Below are 25,311 nucleotides of genomic sequence, written 5' to 3' on the forward strand. Positions count from 1 at the left end.
CACATGGAAAGAAGTGCAACAAAGAAAAATACAGAAACGAATCATCAACCATCCATTTATTCATTACAATTAGACGAACTAAAGGACTGGTTAAAAGAAAATAATGAAAAAGTATTCCGCGCAAGTCAAATTTTTGATTGGTTATATACAAAAAGAGTAACAAACTTCGATGATATGACAAATTTATCAAAAAGTTTGCGAGAAAAGCTCGCTGCTACATTTACTTTAACAACATTAAAAACGATTATTCAGCAACAATCTACTGATGGCACGATTAAATTTTTATTTGAGTTACACGATGGCTATTCAATTGAGACGGTTTTAATGCGTCATGAATACGGTAATTCTGTTTGTGTTACAACACAGGTAGGGTGTCGTATTGGTTGTACATTTTGTGCCTCGACTTTAGGGGGATTAAAACGTCATTTAGAAGCAGGAGAAATCGTTGCTCAAGTCGTAAAAGTACAACAAGCATTAGATGAAACAGATGAAAGAGTAAGCTCTGTTGTCATTATGGGTATTGGGGAACCGTTTGATAATTATGATCAAATGATGTCTTTCTTGAAAATTATTAATCATGATGATGGCTTGAATATTGGTGCTAGACATATCACTGTATCTACAAGCGGAATTATCCCGAAAATCTATAAATTTGCTGATGAAAATATGCAAATCAATTTTGCTGTCAGCTTGCATGCCCCTAATAATGATATAAGAGGAAGATTAATGCCGATCAACCGCGCTTATAAATTGCCCGATTTAATGGAAGCTATTCATTATTATGTGAACAAGACAGGAAGACGTGTAAGTTTTGAATATGGTTTATTTGGAGGAGTCAATGATCAAGTAGAGCATGCAGAAGAGCTTGCTGATCTCGTTAAAGGATTGAAGTGTCATATAAACTTAATTCCAGTCAATTACGTACCTGAGAGAGACTATGTAAGAACTCCTAGAGAGCAGATTTTTCAATTTGAAAAGGCATTGAAAAATCGTGGGGTTAATGTGACCATCCGTAGAGAACAAGGTCATGATATTGATGCAGCATGTGGACAACTTCGTGCAAAGGAGAGAAAAGAAGAAACGAGGTGACAGTATGAAGGCTGTTTTTATGACTGATGTAGGGAAACTTCGTCAGCGAAATGAAGATAATGGTGGCATTTTTACAAACGCCAGTGGTGATCGCTTAGCTATTGTAGCTGATGGTATGGGCGGTCACCGAGCTGGTGATGTAGCTAGTGAAATGGCCAAAGAAAAGCTAAAATCTATGTGGCTGCTTGCCCCAAAGATTGAAACCGCGGATCAAGCAGAAAAGTGGTTGCATGACCATATTAATGAAACCAATAAAGCTATATATGCTCACAGTAAAGAAGTAACTGAATGTGAAGGTATGGGTACGACCGTTGTTGCTGCTATTTGTACTAGTCGATTTGCTACGATTGTAAACGTAGGTGATAGCCGTTGTTATATTAGAAATGAAGCGGGTTTTCAGCAGCTAACTGACGACCATTCCCTTGTTAATGAACTGCTTCGGTCTGGGCAAATTACAAAAGAGGATGCTGAAAATCATCCGATGAAGAATTTAGTGTTACGTGTGCTCGGTACGGAAGAAGATGTAAACCAAGATATTAAAACAATTATTTTTGAGGAAGACGATAGACTATTGCTATGCTCTGATGGTTTGTCAAACAAAGTTTCAGAACAAGAGATGGAATCGATTATAAATGGAAATGACTCATTAGAGGAGAAAGCTACTGAGTTAATTAAAAGAGCAAATGAAAATGGAGGGGAAGATAATATTACCCTCGTAATCATCGAGTATGCAGATGATTGTGAGAGAGGGTGATAAACGTTGATGATTGGTAAGCGTATAAACGGCCGTTATAAAATTTTGGAAATGGTCGGTGGAGGCGGCATGGCCAACGTTTATTTAGCTCATGATATGATTCTAGATCGAAACGTGGCACTAAAGATGTTGAGACTAGACTTCGCTGAAGATGATGAGTTTATTAAACGATTTCACCGTGAAGCTCAATCAGCTACAAGCTTAACTCACCAAAATATTGTGACGATTTATGATGTAGGAGAAGAAGATACCCTATATTACATCGTCATGGAATATGTTGACGGTCAAACATTAAAACAATACATACAAAAAAACGGACCTGTTCCTTTGGAAACAGCGATTGATATTATGAAACAGCTGACCTCAGCTATTTCTCACGCCCATCAAAACCAGATTATTCATCGTGATATTAAACCACATAATATCTTAATTGATCATGAAGGTAAGATAAAAATTACTGACTTCGGAATTGCGATGGCTCTAAGTGCAACGAGCATTACCCAGACGAATTCCGTATTAGGGTCGGTTCATTATTTATCACCAGAACAAGCCAGAGGCGGTATGGCAAACCGTAAATCAGATATTTATTCATTAGGGATTGTCATGTTTGAGCTTTTAACTGGAAGATTACCGTTTTCAGGAGAATCAGCTGTTTCTATTGCATTGAAACATTTGCAATCAGAAACGCCTTCCTTAAGAAGATGGAACCCAGATATACCACAAAGTGTTGAAAATATCGTATTGAAGGCAACAGCAAAGGACCCTTTCCATCGCTATAATAGTGCCGATGAAATGGAAGAAGACCTCTCTACATCTTTGAACGAAGAGAGGATGAATGAAAGAAAGTTTACTGTACCTGATGACGATGATGCTACAAAAGCAATTCCGATTATTACTGCAGATAAAATGTACCACCCTACTGACGAAACGATTATTCATAAAATTGAAGAAAAAAATGAAGATAGTCCTGTACCTATTGTAAAAAAGGAAAGTCCCAAAAAAGAAAAAGAAGATACGAAAAAGAAGAAAAAACGAAAAAAAGGTCCAATGATTCTTATATCTACTTTTGTTCTATTAGTTGTGCTATTTGTTCTTACCATCACTGTTTTACCTGAGGTGCTCTCACCTGATGATGTTACTGTACCAGATGTATCAAATATGAGCGTGGATGAAGCGAAAACATTGTTACAAGAAGAAGGATTTACGATTGGTGAAGAAATCGAACAAAACAATGATGAAGTGAAAGCAGGAGAAGTTATAAGAACCGAACCGAGAGCAGGTAGGACACAGAAAGAAGGAACAGCAGTAAATATTTATGAAAGTATCGGTAAAGAGCGCTTTTCTATGGAGGATTTTACTGGTCGCCCTTATAGTGATATAGAAGAGTTACTAAAAGAAGAGGGTTTCCAATCTATCCAATCAGAAGAAGAATTTAGTGAGGAAGCCAAGGGAACAATTCTCGAACAGAATATTGATCCCGGAGAAGAAGTGATTCCCCAAGAAGAAGAGCTCATCTTCGTCGTCAGCAAAGGGGAGGAACCGATAGAATTAAAAGATTTAACCGGTTATAATGATAAGGCTCTAGCAGAATACGAAGCATCTAGTGGATTAACAATTGAAGTAGCTGGAGAAGAGCATCATGCTGAGATTGCTCAAGGCGAGGTCATTCGGCAGGAACCTGAAGCTGGAGCATCTTTAAATGACGGGGACACAGTAAAAGTTTATCTATCAAGTGGGCCGGAACAAGTTCCTGTTGAAGTGAAAAGAGAAGTGAATGTACCGTATAAGCCAAATCCTGATAATGTCGGACAACCTCAAGAAGTACAAATCTTTATAGAAGATATGGACAACAATATTGATGAGCCATTTAATACGATTCATATTACTGAAGATCGAGTTATTTCCTTTTCACTGCAAATACAACCAGGAGAAACCGCTTCTTACCAAATTATGAGGGATGGACAAATGATTATTCAAGAAAATGTTCCGTATGAACAGTGATGTAGGAGGACTACTATGCCAGAAGGCAAAATCATAAAAGCTTTAAGTGGCTTTTATTATGTTTTGAACAAGGATAAAGAAATCATCCAATGTCGTGGACGCGGTGTCTTTCGTAAAAATAAAATAACTCCATTAGTCGGAGATGAAGTACACTATCAAGCAGAAAATGATAAAGAAGGGTATATTTTAGAAGTGAGAAAGCGTAAAAATGAACTTATTCGCCCACCTATAGCGAATGTAGATCAAGCTTTTCTCATTTTCTCAAGTGTTGAACCTACTTTTAGTACAGCGTTATTAGATCGTTTTCTTGTACTGGTAGAATCGAATCATATTACGCCTATTATTTGTATCACTAAAATGGATTTGGCAAGTAAAGAGGAACAAGATACACTAGCTGTATATGCTGATAACTATCGAAAAGCAGGCTATAAAGTTGTTTTGACTTCGTCCGAAACGGCGGAAGGGATTGAAGATCTTTATCCTTTCATAACGGGAGAAATATCCGTATTTGCTGGTCAATCAGGTGTTGGTAAATCTTCACTTTTGAATGTATTACGTCCTGATTTGCAATTAAAAACAGACGATATATCCTCTCATTTAGGGAGAGGAAAACATACAACAAGACATGTGGAGCTCATTGAGATTAATGGTGGACTTGTCGCTGATACACCGGGTTTTAGCTCTTTAGAGTTTACAGAAATTGAGCAAGAGGACTTACAAAATTATTTTCCTGACATCCAAGAATTAAGCAGCTCATGTAAATTCAGAGGTTGCATGCATTTAAAGGAACCTAAATGTGCAGTTAAACAAGCTATAGATGCCGGAGATTTGCCACGTTATCGCTATGAGCATTATATTACTTTTATAGACGAAATAAGAGACAGAAAGCCGAGGTATTAACGCATGGTAAAAATTGCACCATCGATTTTATCTGCAGATTTTTCTAAATTAGGAGAAGAAATTCTTGATGTCGAACGTGGGGGAGCGGATTATATTCATGTAGATGTGATGGATGGTCACTTTGTTCCTAACATTACGATTGGTCCGTTAATTGTTGAAGCCATTAGACCGATAACGAACCTACCATTAGATGTTCATCTTATGATAGAAAATCCTGATCAATATATTCCAAGCTTCGCCTCAGCAGGAGCAGATATTATTACTGTTCATGCTGAGGCATGTAAACACCTTCATCGTACAATACATCTCATTAAGTCCTTGGGTGTGAAAGCAGGCGTTGTGATTAACCCAGCAACACCTGTCGAAGCGATTAAGCATGTAATAACTGATGTTGATATGGTGTTATTGATGACGGTGAACCCTGGCTTTGGTGGACAATCATTTATTGAAAATGTTTTACCTAAAATTGCTGAAGTAAAAGAATGGAGTAAAACATCTAATCCCTCTCTCGAAATCGAAGTGGATGGTGGGGTAAATGAGGAGACTGCAAAAAAATGCATTGCTGCAGGAGCGAATGTTTTAGTAGCAGGCTCTGCCGTTTATAATAAACAAGACCGCAAAGAAGCAATCGCTAGACTGCGGAATTGACCTGAAAAAGCTGATTTTAAGATTATACTTAGAGTCAGCTTTTCTTATGTTTCTTGTATTTTACAGTAGTTAGCAATTTAAAAGAATAAATAGTTCATAACCTAAAAGGATAGGAAAAGTGGAGGGCGTAGAGATGAAAATCAATATATTAGCAGGGGGACCACAACAGTATCTACCCAATCTCAATGACTATTGTTTTGATGAAGTATTATGGATAGGTGTTGATCGTGGCGCTTATACATTAATAAAAAAGGGAATCGCAATTGATTATGCATTTGGAGATTTTGATTCAGTTGATGAAAGTCAGTACAGTATGATTAAGCAGCATGTTCCTCATCTTCAAAGGGTAAAACCTGAAAAGGATGAAACGGATATGGAACTAGCACTTTTATGGGCGATCGAGCAAAAGCCAGAAGAAATTACGGTATTTGGAGCCACAGGTGGGAGATTAGATCATTTTTTTGCTAATACTCAACTGTTAATTCAACCACTTCTAAATGACATTCTAGTACCTATTTGTTTAGTTGATAAACAAAATCAAATTATGGTTAAAAAGAGCGGCCATTATCAAATTGCTAAGGAATCATCTTACCCATATATATCTTTTATTCCGGTAACAGAAAACGTGAGGAACTTGACATTAACGGGATTCAAGTACCCATTAACTAATCACTTCGTACCTTTAGGGTCAACTCTTTGTATTAGTAATGAACTTATTGATGATAATGGTACTTTTTCTTTTGATAAAGGCATATTAATGGTGATAAGAAGTAAGGATGAAAAATAACTAATATTGATTCCTTTGTTCTAATATGAATAAAAAGAAGTAGTGCGTACGTTTATTACTTAAGGTGTGAGACTTTGAGGAGGGACTTAAATGAGATTTTATACAATCAAGCTGCCTAAATTTTTGGGAGGCATTGTGAGGGCGATGCTAGGGACATTTAAAAAGGAGTAATACTCTAACGTCTTTAGTGCGAATATTGTATAAAAAAAGAGGGTACCAATACTGGTACCCTCTCATTCATTATACGCGTTCAACTTTACCTGATTTCAAAGCTCTTGCAGAAACCCATACACGTTTAGGTTTACCGTCTACAAGAATGCGTACTTTTTGTAGGTTAGCACCCCAAGTACGTTTGTTAGCATTCATAGCATGAGAACGAGCATTACCTGTTTTTGTTTTCTTTCCAGTAATTACACATTGGCGTGGCATCTATATTCCCTCCTTACTAAAACATGACATCATTATTTTCATGTTTCGATCACAATTGTCAGTTACATCTAACTTAATATGAAAGTAGCTCGCACCAATTTCATACTAAAAAGATACTTTAATAATTTATCATACAAACACCTACAATGCAATAGTTTGCCTCTATTCTATCAAGAAAAAAACCTTGACATATATGCTGTGGAAATACGTTATAATATGAAAGAGGTAAGTATGACTTTTAAAATGCTTACATGTATAGTAAAATATTCTTTATGAAAAGTGTAGTACATGCGTCTATTCGTTCCATGGCTTCATCATACAATGATTGTCATTCATTAGATATTCACAATGAAAACGAAGACTAGCTTAGAAGAAGCAGTAATTTACCAGAAGGGGGAACAATAAAATGTCCATCGAACTAAAGAATAACTACGGGCAAATTGATATCTCAAATGACGTAATTGCGACAATTGCAGGAGGAGCAGCAGTCGACTGCTATGGTATTGTTGGCATGGCCTCTAAACATCAAATAAAAGACGGCTTATCTGAAATCCTGCGTAAAGAAAACTTTACTAAAGGTGTCATCGTGCGTCAGGAAGAAGATGAAGTACATATCGACATGTATATTATTGTTAGCTACGGAACGAAGATTTCTGAAGTTGCTCATAATGTGCAATCCAAAGTTAAATACACTTTAGATCAAACAGTCGGTCTAAGTACTGAGTCTGTTAATATTTTTGTTCAAGGTGTTCGTGTAACGAACCCGTAATGAGGAGGAAAATTTCGTGTCAATTAAAGTTTTAGAAGGAAAACAATTTGCGAAAATGATTGTCCAAGGAGCTAATCATTTATCTACAAATGCGAATTATGTAGATGCATTGAATGTTTTCCCTGTTCCAGATGGTGATACTGGGACAAATATGAACTTGTCAATGACTTCTGGTGCAAAGGAAGTTAAAAATATAACAACCAATCATATTGGTAAAGTTGGGGTTGCTCTTTCAAAGGGTCTATTAATGGGCGCTCGTGGTAACTCTGGTGTAATTCTCTCTCAGCTTTTTCGTGGGTTCGCAAAGCATATTGAGCAGAAAGAAAGTGTAAATGGACTTGAATTTGCATCTGCATTTGAAGCGGGTGTAGAAACGGCTTATAAAGCGGTGATGAAACCTGTTGAAGGAACAATATTAACTGTTGCGAAAGATGCTGGAAACAAGGCAGTACAAGTAGCGAAAACAGAAGATGATATTGTTCAAATTATGCAAGCAATCGTTAATGAAGCTAAGGCTTCTCTTGAGCGTACACCAGAGCTACTACCAGTGTTAAAAGAAGTAGGGGTAGTTGATAGTGGTGGACAAGGTTTACTTTTTGTATATGAAGGCTTTCTAGCAGAATTAAAAGGAGAAGCATTACCTGACTCCAGTGCATCTCTTCCGAAAATGGAGGAGCTTGTAAGTGCAGAACATCATAAAAGTGTACAGAGCCATATGAATACAGAAGATATTGTATTCGGATACTGTACAGAATTTATGGTTAGATTTGAATCTGAGAAGTTAGCTACGAATCCATTCTCTGAAGAAAAATTCCGTCAAGACTTAAGTCAATATGGTGATTCCCTACTTGTGATTGCTGATGAAAACCTCGTGAAGGTTCATATTCATTCTGAACAACCAGGTGATTGCTTATCCTATGGACAAAAGTACGGAAATCTTATTAATATGAAGATCGAGAATATGCGTTTGCAACACACAAACATTCTTGACGAAGATGAAAAGGCTTCCGCATCACAAAATGATACTAAAGTTCCCCAAGAAAAACGTGAATACGGAGTAATCACTGTTTCAATGGGAAGCGGAATTGCTGAGGTTTTCCGTAGTATTGGGGCGCATGTAGTAATTGAAGGCGGCCAAACAATGAATCCAAGCACAGAGGATATTGTAAAGGCGATTGAAGAAGTGAACGCAGAGAAAGTAATTATCTTACCAAATAATAAAAATATTATTATGGCTGCTGAACAGGCGTGTGAAGTATCAGAAACCGATGCCATCGTTGTTCCTTCCAAAACTGTTCCTCAAGGAATGAGTGCGCTCCTTGCCTTTAATCCATCCGCGGAGCTATCAGAGAATAAGGATTATATGTCTGAAGCGTTATCGCATGTGAAAACAGGTCAGATCACTTTCGCAGTCCGCGATACGAGTATCGATGGTCTTGAAATTGAAAAAGGCGACTTTATGGGGATTGAAGAAGGCAAAATTATCGTTAAAGATAAGGATAAACTTCAATCTGCTAAAAGTTTAATTGACCAGATGATAGATGAAGATTCGGAAATTGTCACAATTATTCAAGGTGAAGATGCCTCGAAAGAAGATGTAGAAGTAATTCTTAACTATATAGAAGAGAAGTATGATGATGTCGAAGTAGAAGTGCACGACGGCAAACAACCATTATATGCATTTATCTTCTCGGTAGAATAAATAGAAGAGAATGGCCATGGGTAGCTTCTTTTACACTGCTCCCGTGGTCTTTTTTCATCAAATGACTCACTGCCTTCTCCTGCTTACTGCAATTGGAATTTGATATCGATGGTAGGAGGGTAATTAGAGGTTAGTTATTTAATCATTTAGTTTATGAAACTATGCCTCTGTCTTCGCCTTAGTGCTCGCCAAAAGGGCGAGTTTTCTTTATTTCCCGTAAAGAAGGGCTGTTTTGAAAAGGAGGGTCAAGTATGTTAAGTGACAAAGTAGATCATATAAAAGGGTTGGGTCAATCTGCTGCAGATAATCTGAAAGATATGGGAATTACCACTGTAGGCGACTTGATTGAATACTTGCCTTTTCGTTATGAAGACTATCGTCTAAAAGATTTAAGTGAAATCAAACATGAAGAAAGAATTACAGTTGAGGGGAAAGTCCATTCACAGCCCGCACTTAGCTTTTATGGCCGTAAACGTTCGCGCTTAACAATTAGAGTATTAGTCGATCGCTACCTCATACAAGTCATTGCGTTTAATCAACCATATTTAAAAAAGCAAATAGAATTAAATGATACAGTTACTATTACGGGAAAGTGGGACCAACATCGCCAAACGATTACACTAGGTAAACTCAGCAAAGGTGAGGTTACGCAAACGAATGCATTTGAACCTGTTTATGCTGTTAAAGGCAAAGTCACAGTGAAGTCTTTACGTCGCTATATTAAGCACGCACTTGATCAATTCGGACACGATATAGTAGAAACACTCCCTTCTGAATATATTGAGGCTTATCGATTGATGGCGCGTGAAAAAGCGATCCGTACATTACATTATCCTGATACCCCCGAAATGCTAAAGCAAGCAAGAAGAAGGTTAGTATATGAAGAGTTCTTTTATTTCCAATTGAAAATCCAAGCATTACGAAAAATAGAAAGAGAAAGTAGTGCAGGTGTGAACATTGATTATGATTTGCAACGCTTAAAGTCATTTATAGATACACTTCCATTTGAACTGACGGGTGCACAAAAAAGAGTTGTTAATGAAATTCTCTATGATATGAAATCTAACTATCGTATGAATCGATTGCTTCAAGGTGATGTTGGATCAGGTAAAACAGCAGTTGCTGCTATTATGCTATTCGCTGCTAATAGTGCGGGTTATCAAGGTGCATTAATGGTACCAACAGAGATTTTAGCTGAACAACATGCAGAATCACTGGCTATGATGTTTGCGAATGATCCAATACGGATTGAAAGATTAACAAGTTCAGTGAAGGGGAAAAAGAGAAGAGAACTACTTGCAGAATTAGAGGCAGGTAACATTGATATTGTTATTGGTACACATGCGCTTATTCAAACGGAAGTTGTTTTTAAAAAATTAGGACTTGTTATTACAGATGAACAACATCGCTTTGGTGTTGAACAGCGTCGTGTATTAAGGCAAAAGGGTGAAAACCCTAACGTGTTATTTATGACCGCGACGCCAATACCGAGAACTTTGGCCATAACTGCATTTGGTGAAATGGATGTATCCATAATTGATGAAATGCCTGCAGGTAGGAAAGTAATAGAAACGTATTGGGCAAAACTAGATATGTTAGAAAGGGTATTAGGCTTTATGGAGAAAGAATTGCGTGGAGGACAGCAAGCTTATGTGATTTGCCCACTCATTGAAGAATCAGAGAAACTTGATGTCCAAAATGCAATTGATGTCCACACTATTCTTATGCAATATTTTCAGGATAGATATAAAGTTGGTTTAATGCACGGGCGTCTACATCCTGATGAGAAAGAAGATGTGATGAAGAAGTTTAGTGACAATCAGACGCAAGTACTAGTATCTACAACTGTGGTTGAGGTAGGTGTCAATGTACCGAATGCCACAATGATGCTCATCTACGATGCTGATCGTTTTGGGTTAGCTACACTTCATCAATTAAGAGGAAGAGTTGGTAGAGGAGATAAACAGTCCTATTGTATATTACTAGCTGATCCTAAGTCAGAAGTTGGCAAAGAAAGAATGCGAATTATGACAGAAACGAATGATGGGTTTGTTTTAAGTGAGAAGGATTTAGAGCTACGTGGTCCAGGTGATTTTTTTGGTCGTAAGCAAAGTGGGCTTCCTGAATTCAAGGTAGCTGACATGGTGCATGATTACCGTGCACTTGAAGTGGCAAGAAATGATGCTACTCAATTAATTCAGACAGATAGCTTTTGGTATGAAAAAAAATATCAAATGTTGAGGGATTACTTAAGGGATAATGGTGTGCTTGAAGGTGAGAAGTTAGATTAATAAAAAGGGAATGAAAGGAGATATGCGGACTAGATGCAGCTAGCTATTTGAATAAATAGTTTGAGGTAAACATTGCCTAGATACTCGCTAGTATGCTTAAGACTTTAAAAGGTCAATAGTAGCAATAATTACTTCTTGCAATATAATAGCTATAATTATATACTACTATTAGTACCTAGTCTTAATTTTCTTGGACGGTGTATAAAAAATGAAAAGAAATAAAAAGCAACGACAATCATTGTTAGTAGAAACGATAAAAGAGAACCCATTCATCACGGATGAAGATTTAGCCGATAAGTTTTCTGTCAGTGTGCAGACGATTAGGCTTGATCGGTTAGAGCTCTCAATACCTGAATTGAGAGAAAGAATAAAAACAGTCGCTGAAAAAAAATTTGAGGACGAGGTTGTCGCGCTGCCTATTGAGGAAGTAATAGGGGAAATCATTGATATTGAGTTAGATAATGTAGCCATTTCTATATTCGATGTCAAAGAGGAGCACGTTTTTAAACGAAATCAAATTGCACGCGGACATCACTTATTTGCTCAAGCAAACTCTTTAGCGGTCGCGGTTATTAATGATGACCTTGCCTTAACAGCGAAAGCAAATATTCACTTTACTCGCTCGGTAAAGCAAGGGGAACGAGTAGTATGTAAAGCGAAAGTGATAAGTATCGATAACGATCGGACAAAGATAGAGGTTATAAGTACCGTACATAATGAATGTGTTTTTAAAGGTGAGTTTGATATGTATCGCTCGCATCAATAAAAATATTAAATGAAACTAAAGGATGAATAGATGTGAAAATTGCCATAGATGCAATGGGTGGTGACAATGCACCAGAGGAAATTGTTCATGGTGCTATGAAGGCTGCGTTAGACTTCAATAATATTGAAATTACTTTAGTAGGTAATGAAGATGAGATTAGAAAATATTTGACATCAAATGATGACAGAATTCAAGTGCTTCATACGAACGAAATGATTTTGGGCACTGATGAACCTGTTCGCGCTGTAAGAAGAAAAAAACAAGCATCAATGGTGTTAGCTGCACAACTTGTTGCAGATGGTAAGGCTGATGCTTGTATATCTGCAGGTAATACTGGAGCCTTAATGGCTGCTGGATTATTTGTAGTTGGAAGAATTGAAGGGATTGAAAGACCAGCGCTCGCCCCTACCTTGCCAACCATAGGAGGAGAAGGTTTCTTACTTTTAGATGTAGGAGCAAATGTCGATGCTAAACCTGAGCATTTAACTCAGTATGCCTTGATGGGGGCGATTTATGCAGAGAAGGTAAGAGGAGTTAAGAACCCTAGAGTTGGTTTGTTGAATATTGGTACAGAAGAGAAAAAAGGTAGCGAACTAACAAAGGGTACTTTTACTAATTTGCAACAAGCAGATATCAATTTTATTGGAAATGTTGAAGCGCGTGATTTACTAAATGGTGTAGCAGATGTGGTAGTGACCGATGGTTTTACTGGCAATATGGTATTAAAGACCATTGAAGGGACAGCGATGAGTCTGTTTAAGATGTTGAAAACGGCAATGACAAGTAATCTGAAATCAAAACTAGCTGCAGCAGTATTAAAGCCTGATCTGAAAGAGTTGAAAGGGAAAATGGACTACTCTGAATATGGTGGAGCAGCATTATTTGGACTAAAGGCACCAGTTATTAAAGCACATGGATCGTCTGATCGCAATGCTTTGTACAGTGCTGTAAAGCAGACAAGAATTATGGTAGAGCATGAAGTAGCTGAAAAAGTGAAAGCGGCGCTTGAAATTCAATCATAATGGGAGGCAGATAATATGGGGAAAATTGCATTTGTTTTTCCAGGACAAGGTTCACAAACTGTTGGAATGGGGAAATCACTAGCTGATGAGAATGAGAACGTTTTAAAATTATTTAAACAAGCTGATGAACGGTTAGGATACTCTCTTTCACAACTTATTTTCGAAGGCCCACAAGAACAGTTGACGCAAACGATGAATGCTCAACCGGCATTGTTAACAACAAGTATGGCGGTTTTGGAAGCATTCAAACAATCTGGCATCACAGCAGATTATGTTGCTGGTCATAGTTTAGGAGAATATTCAGCACTTGTTGCAGCAGGAGCTATTTCTTTTACTGACGGTGCTTATGCTGTTCATAAACGTGGTGAATTTATGGAAGAGGCTGTTCCTAATGGCGAAGGGACAATGGCTGCAGTTCTTGGTATGGAAAGAGAAGCACTGCAAGCTATTACCGATAAGGTTACTGAATCAGGTCATTCTGTACAATTAGCCAATTTGAATTCACCTGGACAAATTGTCATTTCCGGTACAAAACAAGGTGTAGAACTAGCTGGCGTAGAAGCGAAAACGGCAGGTGCGAAAAGAGTATTACCATTAGAAGTAAGTGGTCCATTCCATTCGCAACTAATGAGACCAGCAGCTGATCGTCTATTAAGCGTATTAGATGAAATCCAATTACAGGATGCAAGTGTGCCAGTGATTGCGAATGTTTCAGCAACGCCAATCACCGCGTCTGGAGAAATTAAAGAAAAGCTATTGCAACAATTATATTCACCTGTTCTTTGGGAGGATACTGTAAGGAAGCTACTTGATTTAGGTGTTGATACCTTTATTGAAATTGGACCTGGAAAGGTTTTATCAGGCCTTATCAAAAAGGTAGACCGTAATGTTCAACTTTTTGCTATCTCTGATAGTAAGTCCATTGAGTCAACTATCGAAGCCATAAAGGAGGCTGCAAAATGAAGTTATCAAGTAAAATTGCAATTGTAACCGGTGCTTCTAGAGGGATTGGTAGGGAAATAGCTTTAGAGCTTGCCAGAGAAGGGGCAAAAGTAGCTGTTAATTATGCAGGTAGTGAGGCGAAAGCCAATGAAGTAGTTGATGAAATTAAATCATTAGGGTCAGAAGCATTTGCTATTCAATGTGATGTTTCTAATAGTGAATCAGTTACAAATATGATTAAAACGGTCATCGAACATTTTGGCCGTATTGATATTCTAGTGAATAATGCAGGTATTACAAAGGATAACCTATTGATGAGAATGAAGGAAGATGAATGGGACGCTGTCATCAATACCAATCTTAAAGGAGTATTTCTGTGCACGAAGGCTGTAACTAGACAAATGATGAAACAGCGGAGCGGACGCATTATTAATATTTCCTCTATTGTTGGAACAACAGGAAATCCAGGCCAAGCAAATTACGTTGCTGCTAAATCTGGTGTCATCGGCTTAACTAAAACAACAGCCAAAGAATTAGCATCGAGAGGCATTACGGTTAATGCGATTGCACCTGGGTTTATTACGACAGAAATGACCGATGAATTAAATGCAGAAATTAAAGAGCAAATGCTTGCTAATATTCCACTGGCAACATTCGGAGAGCCAAAAGATATTGCAAAAGTAGTTAACTTCCTTGCTTCAGAGGACAGTAAGTATATGACTGGTCAAACTTTGCATGTTGATGGTGGTATGTATATGTAAACAGTAAGTCCTTTTTTAAAGGGTTTACATATAAATGAAAGATTTAAGATTACGTGATTGTTGCATTTACTAAAAACATCTTTCGTATTTATTAACTTTCATCTATAATATCTTGAGGGGAGGTGAACAAGCATGGCAGAAGTATTAGAACGCGTAACAAAAATCGTTGTTGATCGTCTTGGTGTTGATGAAGCAGAAGTAAAAGAAGAAGCGTCTTTCAAAGATGATCTTGGTGCTGATTCCCTAGATGTAGTTGAACTAGTAATGGAATTAGAAGATGAGTTTGATATGGAAATCTCTGACGATGATGCTGAAAAAATTGTAACAGTGGCTGACGCTGTAAATTACATAAAAGCAAAAAACTAATCGTTAGATAAGTATGAGTGAGGGGTATCCCTCACTCAATCTTTCTATATAAATAGCAGTTAATGAGCCAGATGTCACTTTTGTGCTTATTGTCCGCCGTGACTTGAGTTAATCAGGTAGTGACGGACAGTAAGTACATCCAGATTTATCCTCATTAGCGCTTTAAACTTGGTTAAGAATTCTTTCTGCCAAGTTTCTTTGTGTTTTTATGTAAAATTGCTTAAACTAAGAGAGAATGATGTATATAAAAAGATAAGATTTGTCATCAGTAATAAACCAATTCTAATAACGTAGTCAATATGTGTGGTTTTCACCATTTAGGATAAATTTCATTTAAGGTACAAGGTGGCTGTTAAAATGCGTAATTACAAAGAAAAAGAGAAAAGAAAACGTGCGGATGAAAAGAAGTTTAAAGAATTACAGCAGGTATTATCTATTGAATTTAAAAACGAAAAATTATTAAGACAAGCTTTTACTCATTCTTCATATGTGAATGAGCATCGAAGAAAGCCTCATGAAGATAATGAAAGACTCGAATTTTTAGGAGATGCGGTATTGGAATTAACAGTTTCCAAATTTCTCTATATTAAATATCCGATGATGAGTGAAGGTGAATTAACAAAATTAAGAGCAGCGGTCGTGTGTGAACCTTCCTTAGTTGAATTTGCTAATGAAAGAGATTTTGGCAAATACGTTTTACTAGGAAAAGGAGAAGAAATGACTGGGGGGAGAATGCGTCCGGCACTATTAGCTGATGTATTTGAAGCCTTTATAGGAGCACTATATTTAGACCAAGGGATTGATGTTGTTGTTTGCTTCTTAGAAAAATATGTTTTCCCTAAGATAGACTCTGGCGCATTTTCTCATGTAATGGATTTTAAAAGCCAATTACAAGAATTAGTGCAGAGAGATTCAGCGGGAATGATTGAATATAAGATTCTACAGGAAAAGGGACCGGCTCATAATCGTGAGTTTGAGTCGACTGTTTATCTAAACGGTGAAGAACTTGGAACGGGTACAGGTCGTTCAAAAAAACAAGCAGAACAACATGCAGCGCAAATGGCATTAGAAGTACTTAAAAACCATGTGAACTAACTCTTTATAAAGGTGAAAAAGATTTAGTAAGGGAGGAGCAGGATTTTGTTTTTAAAGCAACTCGATATCGTCGGTTTTAAATCTTTTGCTGAACGAGTAACAGTTGATTTCGTTACTGGTGTAACTGCAGTTGTTGGCCCTAATGGAAGTGGTAAAAGTAATATTACGGATGCCATCCGTTGGGTATTAGGTGAACAATCAGCTAAATCGTTACGTGGCGTGAAAATGGGTGATGTTATTTTTGCAGGTAGTGATTCACGCAAACCATTAAACTATGCAGAAGTTACATTAACGCTAGATAATCATGATCAATTTTTACCACTTGACTACAGTGAAGTTAGTGTAACAAGAAGGGTTTTTCGTTCGGGAGATAGTGAATATTTAATTAATAAACAACCTTGTAGATTAAAGGATATTGTTGATTTATTTATGGATTCGGGGCTAGGGAGAGAAGCATTTTCGATTATAAGCCAAGGAAGAGTAGAGGAAATTCTTAATAGTAAGCCGGAAGAAAGAAGAACGATTTTTGAAGAGGCTGCAGGTGTTTTAAAATATAAAACGCGTAAAAAGAAGGCGGAAGTCAAACTAAGTGAAACAAAAGATAATCTAAACAGGGTAAATGATATTCTTCACGAATTAGAAACCCAAGTTGAACCGTTGAAGATGCAAGCTTCTATTGCCAAAGATTATTTACAGCAAAAAGAGGAGCTTGAACAGTTTGAAGTCGGTTTAACAGTTTATGAAATAGAGGATTTGCATAAAAAATGGGAACAGCACTCGAATGATTTTGATCAACAGCAACAGCAAGAAATAGCCCTTTCAGCAGAGGTACAAACGAAAGAAGCGAAAATTGCTGAAGTACGAGACCGCACAGTCGCATTGGATGAATCAGTTAATGAATTACAAGAAGTACTCCTACATGCGAGTGAAGCATTAGAAAAACTTGAAGGTCGTAAAGAAGTGCTCAAGGAAAGAAAGAAAAATGCTTCACAAAACAAAGAACAGTTACAAAAAAGCAAAGAAGTATTGACCATACGTGTAGAGGAACTTAAAAAGTTAAGACAAGAACAAGATCAAAAAACGCATGCTTTAAAGTCTGAGGCCTCTACTTATGAAAAACAACTTTCCGAGAAGTTAGAACAGTTGAAGTTATATAGCGTTGATATTGATGAACAAATTGAGAACTTAAAAAGTGAGTATATTGACCTTTTAAATACTGAAGCAGCAGCAAAGAATGAACAGCAGATGTTGCAAAAACAACTTACGCAACAAGCAACGCGTGAAGAAAAGTTGATTGGGGATAATAGTCGATATATTGAGGAAAGAGAAGTATTGCTCGAGCGTAAAGCGGCGTTATGGCATGATCATGAGGCAGTTAAAGAACAATTAGACAACCATATACACCAATATAGACAAAAGCAAAAAGAATATGAAATGTTGCAACAAACCTATGAAAAGGATGAAAAGAAATACTATCAAGCCATCCAATTTCTACAACAAGCACAGTCTAGAAAAGAAATGTTGGAAGAGTTGAAAGAAGATTATTCCGGTTTTTTCCAAGGTGTGAAGGAAGTACTGAAAGAAAGAAACAATCGCCTTAGTGGTATTGAAGGAGCAGTGGCGGAGTTAATTGAGGTTCCTAAAGAATATCAAACTGCAATGGAAGTTGCGTTAGGCGCGGCAATGCAGCATATTGTTGTGCAGACGGAATCTGAGGGGCGAAAGGCAATTCAATATTTAAAGAGCCAATCCTATGGTAGAGCGACTTTCTTGCCACTTGATGTGTTAAAAAAGAAAACATTAAATGAAGCGCAATTAAAAATTGTGAAAGAACACGAAGCGTACATAGGGTCGGCTGCTTCCTTACTACAATATGATGCTAAATATGCTCCTGCTATTGAAAGCTTACTAGGCAACGTAATAATAGCCAGTGATTTAAAAGGAGCTAATACGCTAGCAAAGCTATTAGGGTATCGCGTGCGAATAGTCACACTCGATGGTGATATCGTTAATCCTGGTGGCTCAATGACAGGCGGAGCGGTTAAACAAAATAAATCATCGATATTAAGTAGAAAAAATGAGCTGGATGATTTGAAAGATAAGATCACACATATGGATCAGCAAACAAAAGAACTTGAGGCACGTGTGAAGAAAATGAAGCACCAGTTCCAAGATGCTGAGCATATATTAGAAACGCTTAAGCAAAAGGGAGAACAATTACGCGAAGAAGAGCAAAGCCGTCTTGGTCTCCTTAAAGATATGGAGTATGAAGAGAAGAGAGTAAATGATCGCCTTTCTTTGTATGACCTGGATAAGGCACAATTTGTTGAAGAGAAAAACCGCTTCGTGAATCGAGAAAACGAATTAACAGAAATCCTACGAAATTATGCTGAAGAAATTATCTCATTAGATAACCAAATTAAAGAATTAACGCAATTAAAGAATGTACAACAAACGTCAAAAGAAAGTTTACAAGTAGAGATAAACGAATTAAAGGTGCAATTTGCTTCTAAAAGTGAGCAACTAAAATCTGCACAAGATCGTTTGCGTTCAATCGTCTCAGAAAAAGCAGACACAGAAGAGAAATTACAACTCGTTATAGATGACTTGCATTTATTATCATCAGAAATGACCAATAATTCCTCAGGAGAACAGCATCTCGAAGAAGAAGCAATGAGAAAGCGTGAAGATAAGAATCAAACAATTGAACTAATCGCTAAACGAAGAGAAGAAAGATTTTCATTGCAAACAATACTTGAAGATATCGAAGTGGAGTTAAAAGAGTTAAAACGTCTTCATAAAGGAAGAGTAGAAGGATTAAAAGATCTCGAAGTGAAAATTAATCGATTAGACGTAGAGTTAGAGACCCGTTTAACGCATTTGCGTGAAGAATATATGCTCTCTTATGAAGCAGCGAAAGAGGCATTCCCACTAAGTATTGATGTGGAAGATGCACGCAAAAAGGTAAAGTTAATCAAATTAGCAATAGATGAACTTGGCACGGTTAATTTAGGTGCCATTGATGAATATGAACGTGTTTCAGAACGTTACGAGTTTTTATTAGAACAACAGAACGATTTACTAGCTGCCAAAGACACGCTTTTCCAAGTCATAGATGAGATGGATGTGGAAATGAAAAGGAGATTTCAAGAAACATTTGAAGGAATCCGTTTCCACTTTGAATCTGTTTTTCAATCATTATTTGGTGGGGGACGTGCAGATCTTAAGTTTACAAATCCTGAGGACTTATTAAATACCGGTATTGATATTGTCGCGCAACCACCTGGTAAAAAGCTGCAAAATTTAGGGCTACTATCTGGTGGAGAAAGAGCTTTAACTGCGATTGCGTTATTATTTTCTATATTAAAAGTCCGCCCTGTCCCATTTTGTATATTAGATGAAGTAGAGGCAGCCTTAGATGAAGCAAATGTGCACCGCTATGCGAAGTATTTAAGAAATTATAGCCATGAAACACAGTTCATTGTGATTACTCACAGAAAAGGAACAATGGAGGAAGCGGATGTATTGTATGGTGTTACGATGCAAGAATCCGGCGTTTCAAAAATGGTATCTGTAAGGCTTGAAGAAACAAAAGAGATGGCGATGAGCTAACCTAATGATAAGTCCCATTAGTAATTAGTTAGTGGGGCTTATCCTCATACATAATAAAAGTAATTATTAGCAGATTGGAGTTATGAAAATGAGTTTTTTTAAGAAGTTGAAAGAAAAAATCACTTCACAAACGGATACTGTTACAGAGAAATTTAAAGACGGGTTATCAAAGACAAGAGATAATTTCTCTGGTAAAGTTAATGATTTAGTTGCAAGATATCGCAAAGTGGATGAAGATTTCTTTGAAGAATTAGAAGAAATTCTTATCCAAGCAGATGTTGGTTTTGATACTGTCATGACATTAGTAGAAGAATTAAAGATGGAAGTGAAAAGAAAAAATATTCAAGATCCGAAAGAGGTCCATGCAGTTATTTCTGAAAAATTAATTGATATTTATGAAAGAGCAGGCGAATCTTCTGCAGATTTAAATATTCAAGACGAGGGTCTAACGGTTATGTTGTTCGTCGGCGTCAATGGTGTGGGGAAAACAACGACAATAGGAAAACTTGCTCATAAGCTAAAAGGGGAAGGGAAAAAGGTCATGTTAGCCGCAGGAGATACGTTCCGTGCTGGGGCGATTGAACAGCTTGAAGTATGGGGCGAAAGAGTCGGGGTTGAAGTAATTAAACAAGGGGCAGGTTCTGACCCTGCTGCAGTGATGTTTGATGCTGTACAGGCAGCAAAGTCAAGAAAAGCAGATGTTCTTATTTGTGATACAGCCGGTCGGCTGCAAAACAAAGTGAATTTAATGAAAGAACTTGAAAAAGTAAAACGTGTCATTGAACGGGAAGTACCAGGTGCACCTCATGAAGTTCTGTTAGCTTTAGATGCGACAACTGGGCAAAACGCAATGGTTCAAGCGAAAACGTTTAAAGAAGCGACAAATGTAACAGGTATTGTTTTAACGAAATTAGACGGAACAGCTAAAGGTGGCATCGTCTTGGCCATTCGAAATGAGTTGGAAATCCCAGTGAAATTAGTTGGTTTAGGTGAGAAAATGGATGATTTACAAACATTCAATGCAGAACAATATGTGTATGGATTATTTGCTGAAATGGTTGAAGCAGAAGAATAAGAATAAGAACAAAGCTCATTGCTGAAGAATGCAATGAGCTTTACTTAATGTAATCGGTTATTTTAAAATGACAGAAGCTTGGCTGACAAATATAGCTTATATATAAGTTGATACACTATAAAAGTCAGTCTATGCTTGACAATTCAGTGTGTGATAGGTAAACTTTACATTGTAAAGGCTTTTCACTTAACAAGGGGGTTTAGAGATGCTTGAAAAAACAACGAGAATGAATTATTTGTATGATTTCTATCAATCGTTGTTAACACCAAAACAAAGCAGCTATATGTCCCTTTATTATCTTGATGACTACTCCTTAGGTGAAATTGCAGAAGAGTATCACGTGAGCCGTCAGGCAGTTTATGATAACATAAAGCGTACGGAAGCGATGCTTGAGGAATACGAAGAGAAGTTATTATTGTTTCATAAATTTCAAGAGCGCGCTAAAATTATTGCAAAATTAAAGAGTAATTTTCAACCAGAAAGCTTAAAAGAACAATATGAAGCCTTGCTGGAAGAGCTTGAGAAATTAGATTAGGAGGCGGCGTGCATGGCATTTGAAGGTTTAGCCGACCGACTGCAGAATACAATTCAAAAAATCCGTGGAAAAGGAAAAGTAAGTGAAGCGGATGTAAAGGAAATGATGCGTGAAGTTCGCTTAGCATTACTTGAAGCTGATGTTAACTTTAAAGTAGTTAAACAATTCGTCAAAAAGGTAAGCGAACGTGCTGTCGGACAAGATGTAATGAAAAGTCTGACTCCAGGACAACAAGTCATCAAAATTGTTAAAGAAGAATTAACAGAGCTTATGGGCGGCGAACAAAGTAAAATCGCTGTTAGCAATCGTCCACCAACTGTTATTATGATGGTTGGGTTACAAGGGGCAGGTAAGACGACAACAACAGGAAAGCTTGCAAACTTATTAAGGAAGAAATATAACCGTAATCCGATGTTAGTGGCAGCTGATATTTATCGACCAGCGGCTATTAAGCAATTGGAGACATTGGGCAAGCAAATTAATATGCCTGTGTTTTCCTTAGGAGATCAAGTAAGTCCTGTTGAAATTGCCAAACAAGCCATTGCTAAAGCGAAGGAAGACCATCATGATTATGTGCTAATCGATACAGCTGGTCGTTTACATGTGGATGAAACCCTGATGACTGAGCTTAAAGATGTAAAGGACTTGACAAATCCAGACGAAATCTTCCTTGTAGTCGATGCAATGACGGGACAAGATGCTGTTAATGTAGCGTCTAGTTTTAACGAACAGCTCGGGCTCACTGGTGTGGTATTAACTAAATTAGATGGTGATACCCGTGGTGGAGCAGCGCTATCTATTCGCTCAGTCACCGAAACACCGATTAAATTTATTGGACTTGGTGAGAAGTTAGATGCAATTGAAGCTTTTCATCCAGAGAGAATGGCTCAAAGAATTTTAGGTATGGGTGACGTGCTTTCACTTATTGAAAAGGCGCAAGCCAATGTAGATGAGGAAAAAGCGAAAGAGCTAGAAAAGAAAATGCGTACGGCTTCGTTCACACTTGATGATTTTCTAGAGCAACTTGGTCAAGTGAAGACCATGGGACCGCTCGATGAATTATTAAAAATGATGCCTGGTGCAAACAAGGTAAAAGGGCTGAATAACTTAAAAATTGATGATAAACAAATTGCCCATGTTGAAGCCATTATTCAATCAATGACACATGAAGAAAAAAATCAGCCTGAGATTATTAATGCAGGTAGAAGAAAACGAATTGCAAGAGGTAGTGGACGAACGGTCCCTGAGGTCAATCGCTTACTGAAGCAGTTTGAAGAAATGAAAAAAATGATGAAACAGATGTCAGGAATGCAACAAAAAGGGAAGAAAAAGGGCGGTTTAAAGCTTCCTTTTAACCCTTTTTAATAAAAAAATACTATGTAAAGAAAAAAACCTTTACAAACCAGGGTAGTATCTGATAATATACTATCTTGTGTGAAACTATTCGGAGGTGCTTTAAAAATGGCAGTAAAAATTCGTTTAAAACGTATGGGAGCTAAAAAATCTCCTTTCTATCGTATTGTAGTAGCTGATTCTCGTTCACCACGTGATGGACGTTTCATTGAAACTGTAGGAACTTATAACCCAGTTGCTCAACCAGCAAGTGTTGATATCAATGAAGAACTAGCGCTTAAATGGTTACAAGATGGTGCTAAACCTTCTGATACGGTTCGTAACTTATTCTCAAATGCTGGTATTATGGAAAAATTCCATAATGCAAAGCATGCAAAATAAGTGATTAACTTATGATCAAGGACCTTATCGAGACAATTGTGAAGCCCCTGGTTGATTTTCCTGAAGATATTCAAGTGAGTATTCGTGAAGAAAACCGAGCGGTGACCTATTTGCTTTCTGTCAACAAGAATGACATGGGGAAGGTAATTGGTAAGCAAGGGCGCATTGCAAAAGCGATAAGAACTGTTGTTTATGCAGCAGGTACTTCTCAAGAAAAAAAGATTTTCTTAGAAATTAAATAATCGATTCTATCGATATAGCTGAATAAACAAACATGAGAAAGGAGGGGAGACCCTCCTTTTTTCACCATTAAACAAAATTTTCACATTCTATTATTGAATGGAGGCTGGTTGATCTTGCAAATTATTCAAACGGTTACTGTGAAACAAGTTTTAACTGAAACGAGTAAACAGGAATTATTAAATAACTATGAATGGAAAAAACAGCAACTACAAAAAGAATGTGATCAATTTAAGTTTGAAATGAGAAAGTGGGAGAAGAATCAAAAGGCCCAAAATGGCCATCTTCGCTCCTTTTTTGATAAAGAAATAGAATCAAGAAATGAAAAAATGAAATTACTTGATTTTCAAATAGAGCAGTTACATATGCTTCCACTTGGAAGTGAATTAAAAGAAAAAGAAGTTCAATCGTTAATAACCATCGAAAAGGGAGATAATTGGGAAGAGATCGAAAAAGGAAAAACGATTATCATTAAAGATGGATTGGTTGACGATATCCGCTAGAGGTGAGTATGAAATGGAAACATGGTTTAATGTTGGTAAAATTGTAAATACCCATGGTGTTCGTGGTGAAGTTCGCGTTATTTCTCGAACAGATTTTACAGAAGAACGCTATTCACCAGGAAATAAATTGACCTTATTTATGCCTGATAATAAACAAGGGAGAGAATTAACAGTTTTATCCCACCGCACACATAAGTCTTTTGATTTACTTACTTTTGAAGAGGTTGTCGGTATGCAGGAAGCTGAAAAGCTTAAAGGTGGCATTTTAAAAGTAAATGAATCGCAATTGAGTGCATTAGAAGAAGATGAGTTTTATTATCACGAAATCATTGGGTGTAAAGTCTATACGATGGATGGTGAAGAGCTTGGTGAAATTAAAGAAATTCTTTCACCAGGTGCGAATGATGTTTGGGTGATTAAAGGTAAGCAGAAAAAAGAAATCCTCATTCCTTATATCGCTGATGTCGTAAAGGAAGTAAATATCGCTGATAAGAAGATTATGGTCGATTTGTTAGAAGGGCTATTATAATGAAAATAGATGTACTATCTCTATTTCCAGAAATGTTTGCAGGTGTATTCGGTCACTCTATCTTAAAAAAAGCAAGTGAAGCAGGAGCTGCATCCTATAATGTAGTGAACTTTAGGGAATATGCGGATAATAAACATCAAACAGTCGATGACTATCCCTATGGTGGCGGAGCGGGTATGGTGTTAAAACCACAGCCGATTTTTGATGCTGTCAGTGATATAAAGAGTAAAAGTGATGCAAATCCTCGTGTTATTCTTCTATGTCCTCAAGGGGAAAGGTTTACACAGAAAAAGGCTGAAGAGCTTGCCGAAAGTGAGCATCTAATTTTTATATGTGGACATTATGAAGGTTATGATGAACGGATCCGTGAACATATTGTAACTGATGAAATTTCCATTGGTGATTATGTATTAACAGGTGGAGAATTAGGAGCAATGGTTGTCATTGACAGTGTTGTGAGATTATTGCCTAATGTTTTAGGAAATCAAGAGTCACATATGAAAGATTCTTTTAGTACTGGGATGCTTGAACACCCTCATTATACGAGACCAGCTGATTTTCGAGGATTGAAAGTCCCGGACGTATTAACCTCAGGAAACCATCTTCATATTGAACAATGGCGACAGAGGGAAACGTTAAAGAGAACGTATCAACGACGTCCTGATTTACTTGAACAAATAGATTTGACTGATGAAGAAAGAAATTGGTTAGAAGAAATAAAAAAAGAACAGATTTAACATTGATGTTCTGCGGCTGATATG

The 25,311-nt window shown here is 37.2% G+C and carries 26 protein-coding genes; 25 read left to right on the top strand and 1 reads right to left on the bottom strand.

The window, feature by feature from the left end:
• Positions 1-3: 3 nt before the first annotated feature.
• The 7 genes from rlmN (at position 4) to spoVM (ending at position 6,350) form a co-directional block, all read left to right on the top strand.
• Complete coding sequence (gene rlmN / locus LG276_RS09985; protein ID WP_224938571.1) at positions 4-1,089, top strand: 23S rRNA (adenine(2503)-C(2))-methyltransferase RlmN; 1,086 nt, start codon at positions 4-6, stop codon at positions 1,087-1,089.
• A 4-nt stretch (positions 1,090-1,093) separates the two neighbouring features.
• On the top strand, positions 1,094-1,843 hold the full coding sequence (locus LG276_RS09990) for a Stp1/IreP family PP2C-type Ser/Thr phosphatase (protein ID WP_095369572.1): 750 nt from the start codon (positions 1,094-1,096) through the stop codon (positions 1,841-1,843).
• 9 nt (positions 1,844-1,852) lie between these two features.
• Positions 1,853-3,844, top strand: coding sequence for a Stk1 family PASTA domain-containing Ser/Thr kinase (pknB, locus tag LG276_RS09995; RefSeq protein WP_281202427.1), 1,992 nt, complete (start codon positions 1,853-1,855; stop codon positions 3,842-3,844).
• Between the two features lie 15 nt (positions 3,845-3,859).
• Positions 3,860-4,744 carry a ribosome small subunit-dependent GTPase A gene (gene rsgA, locus LG276_RS10000; protein WP_224938573.1) on the top strand — a complete coding sequence of 295 codons (885 nt, stop codon included), beginning with the start codon at positions 3,860-3,862 and terminating at the stop codon, positions 4,742-4,744.
• 3 nt (positions 4,745-4,747) lie between these two features.
• Positions 4,748-5,392, top strand: a complete 645-nt coding sequence (gene rpe, locus LG276_RS10005) for a ribulose-phosphate 3-epimerase (protein WP_224938574.1) — start codon at positions 4,748-4,750, stop codon at positions 5,390-5,392.
• A gap of 133 nt (positions 5,393-5,525) precedes the next feature.
• Entirely contained in the window at positions 5,526-6,179 is a 654-nt protein-coding gene (locus LG276_RS10010) for a thiamine diphosphokinase (protein ID WP_224938575.1), read from the top strand.
• A 90-nt stretch (positions 6,180-6,269) separates the two neighbouring features.
• A complete protein-coding gene (gene spoVM, locus LG276_RS10015; RefSeq protein WP_095369568.1) occupies positions 6,270-6,350 on the top strand; it encodes a stage V sporulation protein SpoVM in 81 nt (26 codons plus the stop codon).
• Positions 6,351-6,419: 69 nt separating this feature from the next.
• Here the strand turns inward: spoVM and rpmB are convergent, their stop codons facing one another.
• The gene (gene rpmB, locus LG276_RS10020) at positions 6,420-6,608 is read right to left on the bottom strand and encodes a 50S ribosomal protein L28 (RefSeq protein ID WP_095369567.1); all 189 of its coding nucleotides are present in this window, start codon (positions 6,606-6,608) and stop codon (positions 6,420-6,422) included.
• Between the two features lie 406 nt (positions 6,609-7,014).
• Between rpmB and LG276_RS10025 the strand changes: the two genes are divergently transcribed.
• The 18 genes from LG276_RS10025 to trmD all read left to right on the top strand — a co-directional run bounded on the left by LG276_RS10025 (position 7,015) and on the right by trmD (position 25,287).
• A complete protein-coding gene (locus LG276_RS10025; protein ID WP_095369566.1) occupies positions 7,015-7,377 on the top strand; it encodes an Asp23/Gls24 family envelope stress response protein in 363 nt (120 codons plus the stop codon).
• 16 nt (positions 7,378-7,393) lie between these two features.
• Positions 7,394-9,079, top strand: a complete 1,686-nt coding sequence (locus LG276_RS10030) for a DAK2 domain-containing protein (RefSeq protein ID WP_224938576.1) — start codon at positions 7,394-7,396, stop codon at positions 9,077-9,079.
• A 251-nt stretch (positions 9,080-9,330) separates the two neighbouring features.
• Positions 9,331-11,370, top strand: coding sequence for an ATP-dependent DNA helicase RecG (gene recG / locus LG276_RS10035; RefSeq protein ID WP_224938577.1), 2,040 nt, complete (start codon positions 9,331-9,333; stop codon positions 11,368-11,370).
• 208 nt (positions 11,371-11,578) lie between these two features.
• On the top strand, positions 11,579-12,136 hold the full coding sequence (fapR, locus tag LG276_RS10040) for a transcription factor FapR (protein WP_251161459.1): 558 nt from the start codon (positions 11,579-11,581) through the stop codon (positions 12,134-12,136).
• Between the two features lie 32 nt (positions 12,137-12,168).
• A complete protein-coding gene (gene plsX, locus LG276_RS10045) occupies positions 12,169-13,158 on the top strand; it encodes a phosphate acyltransferase PlsX (protein WP_251161460.1) in 990 nt (329 codons plus the stop codon).
• A 15-nt stretch (positions 13,159-13,173) separates the two neighbouring features.
• Positions 13,174-14,121 (top strand): ACP S-malonyltransferase, encoded by a 948-nt coding sequence (gene fabD / locus LG276_RS10050; RefSeq protein ID WP_251161461.1) that lies wholly within the window; start codon positions 13,174-13,176, stop codon positions 14,119-14,121.
• Positions 14,118-14,861, top strand: a complete 744-nt coding sequence (fabG, locus tag LG276_RS10055) for a 3-oxoacyl-[acyl-carrier-protein] reductase (RefSeq protein ID WP_224938580.1) — start codon at positions 14,118-14,120, stop codon at positions 14,859-14,861. Before fabD ends, fabG begins: the two co-directional genes overlap by 4 nt.
• 132 nt (positions 14,862-14,993) lie before the next feature.
• The gene (locus LG276_RS10060; RefSeq protein ID WP_404294244.1) at positions 14,994-15,227 is read left to right on the top strand and encodes an acyl carrier protein; all 234 of its coding nucleotides are present in this window, start codon (positions 14,994-14,996) and stop codon (positions 15,225-15,227) included.
• Positions 15,228-15,584: 357 nt separating this feature from the next.
• The gene (gene rnc, locus LG276_RS10065) at positions 15,585-16,322 is read left to right on the top strand and encodes a ribonuclease III (RefSeq protein WP_224938581.1); all 738 of its coding nucleotides are present in this window, start codon (positions 15,585-15,587) and stop codon (positions 16,320-16,322) included.
• A gap of 45 nt (positions 16,323-16,367) precedes the next feature.
• Positions 16,368-19,934 carry a chromosome segregation protein SMC gene (gene smc / locus LG276_RS10070; RefSeq protein WP_404294247.1) on the top strand — a complete coding sequence of 1,189 codons (3,567 nt, stop codon included), beginning with the start codon at positions 16,368-16,370 and terminating at the stop codon, positions 19,932-19,934.
• 88 nt (positions 19,935-20,022) lie between these two features.
• Complete coding sequence (ftsY, locus tag LG276_RS10075) at positions 20,023-21,009, top strand: signal recognition particle-docking protein FtsY (protein WP_251161463.1); 987 nt, start codon at positions 20,023-20,025, stop codon at positions 21,007-21,009.
• Between the two features lie 205 nt (positions 21,010-21,214).
• The gene (locus tag LG276_RS10080) at positions 21,215-21,544 is read left to right on the top strand and encodes a putative DNA-binding protein (protein ID WP_095369555.1); all 330 of its coding nucleotides are present in this window, start codon (positions 21,215-21,217) and stop codon (positions 21,542-21,544) included.
• 12 nt (positions 21,545-21,556) lie between these two features.
• Positions 21,557-22,909, top strand: a complete 1,353-nt coding sequence (ffh, locus tag LG276_RS10085; RefSeq protein ID WP_224938584.1) for a signal recognition particle protein — start codon at positions 21,557-21,559, stop codon at positions 22,907-22,909.
• A gap of 96 nt (positions 22,910-23,005) precedes the next feature.
• A complete protein-coding gene (rpsP, locus tag LG276_RS10090; RefSeq protein ID WP_095369553.1) occupies positions 23,006-23,278 on the top strand; it encodes a 30S ribosomal protein S16 in 273 nt (90 codons plus the stop codon).
• A 14-nt stretch (positions 23,279-23,292) separates the two neighbouring features.
• The gene (locus LG276_RS10095; RefSeq protein WP_095373476.1) at positions 23,293-23,520 is read left to right on the top strand and encodes a KH domain-containing protein; all 228 of its coding nucleotides are present in this window, start codon (positions 23,293-23,295) and stop codon (positions 23,518-23,520) included.
• 114 nt (positions 23,521-23,634) lie between these two features.
• Positions 23,635-24,021, top strand: coding sequence for a YlqD family protein (locus LG276_RS10100; RefSeq protein WP_095369552.1), 387 nt, complete (start codon positions 23,635-23,637; stop codon positions 24,019-24,021).
• A gap of 13 nt (positions 24,022-24,034) precedes the next feature.
• Entirely contained in the window at positions 24,035-24,550 is a 516-nt protein-coding gene (gene rimM / locus LG276_RS10105; RefSeq protein ID WP_224938585.1) for a ribosome maturation factor RimM, read from the top strand.
• Positions 24,550-25,287: a tRNA (guanosine(37)-N1)-methyltransferase TrmD gene (trmD, locus tag LG276_RS10110; RefSeq protein WP_224938586.1), complete on the top strand. Its 738-nt coding sequence runs from the start codon at positions 24,550-24,552 to the stop codon at positions 25,285-25,287. The genes rimM and trmD overlap by 1 nt, the downstream gene beginning before the upstream one ends.
• Positions 25,288-25,311 lie beyond the last annotated feature (24 nt).

This window comes from Cytobacillus kochii (assembly GCF_044790165.1).
GTDB lineage: Bacteria > Bacillota > Bacilli > Bacillales > Cytobacillaceae > Cytobacillus > Cytobacillus kochii.

Coding starts and splice junctions, on each gene's coding strand:
- rlmN (WP_224938571.1), top strand. CDS start 4: ATGGAAAGAAGTGCAACAAAGAAAAATACAGAAACGAATCATCAACCA.
- LG276_RS09990 (WP_095369572.1), top strand. CDS start 1,094: ATGAAGGCTGTTTTTATGACTGATGTAGGGAAACTTCGTCAGCGAAAT.
- pknB (WP_281202427.1), top strand. CDS start 1,853: ATGATTGGTAAGCGTATAAACGGCCGTTATAAAATTTTGGAAATGGTC.
- rsgA (WP_224938573.1), top strand. CDS start 3,860: ATGCCAGAAGGCAAAATCATAAAAGCTTTAAGTGGCTTTTATTATGTT.
- rpe (WP_224938574.1), top strand. CDS start 4,748: ATGGTAAAAATTGCACCATCGATTTTATCTGCAGATTTTTCTAAATTA.
- LG276_RS10010 (WP_224938575.1), top strand. CDS start 5,526: ATGAAAATCAATATATTAGCAGGGGGACCACAACAGTATCTACCCAAT.
- spoVM (WP_095369568.1), top strand. CDS start 6,270: ATGAGATTTTATACAATCAAGCTGCCTAAATTTTTGGGAGGCATTGTG.
- rpmB (WP_095369567.1), bottom strand. CDS start 6,608: ATGCCACGCCAATGTGTAATTACTGGAAAGAAAACAAAAACAGGTAAT.
- LG276_RS10025 (WP_095369566.1), top strand. CDS start 7,015: ATGTCCATCGAACTAAAGAATAACTACGGGCAAATTGATATCTCAAAT.
- recG (WP_224938577.1), top strand. CDS start 9,331: ATGTTAAGTGACAAAGTAGATCATATAAAAGGGTTGGGTCAATCTGCT.
- fapR (WP_251161459.1), top strand. CDS start 11,579: ATGAAAAGAAATAAAAAGCAACGACAATCATTGTTAGTAGAAACGATA.
- fabD (WP_251161461.1), top strand. CDS start 13,174: ATGGGGAAAATTGCATTTGTTTTTCCAGGACAAGGTTCACAAACTGTT.
- fabG (WP_224938580.1), top strand. CDS start 14,118: ATGAAGTTATCAAGTAAAATTGCAATTGTAACCGGTGCTTCTAGAGGG.
- LG276_RS10060 (WP_404294244.1), top strand. CDS start 14,994: ATGGCAGAAGTATTAGAACGCGTAACAAAAATCGTTGTTGATCGTCTT.
- rnc (WP_224938581.1), top strand. CDS start 15,585: ATGCGTAATTACAAAGAAAAAGAGAAAAGAAAACGTGCGGATGAAAAG.
- ftsY (WP_251161463.1), top strand. CDS start 20,023: ATGAGTTTTTTTAAGAAGTTGAAAGAAAAAATCACTTCACAAACGGAT.
- LG276_RS10080 (WP_095369555.1), top strand. CDS start 21,215: ATGCTTGAAAAAACAACGAGAATGAATTATTTGTATGATTTCTATCAA.
- ffh (WP_224938584.1), top strand. CDS start 21,557: ATGGCATTTGAAGGTTTAGCCGACCGACTGCAGAATACAATTCAAAAA.
- rpsP (WP_095369553.1), top strand. CDS start 23,006: ATGGCAGTAAAAATTCGTTTAAAACGTATGGGAGCTAAAAAATCTCCT.
- rimM (WP_224938585.1), top strand. CDS start 24,035: ATGGAAACATGGTTTAATGTTGGTAAAATTGTAAATACCCATGGTGTT.
- trmD (WP_224938586.1), top strand. CDS start 24,550: ATGAAAATAGATGTACTATCTCTATTTCCAGAAATGTTTGCAGGTGTA.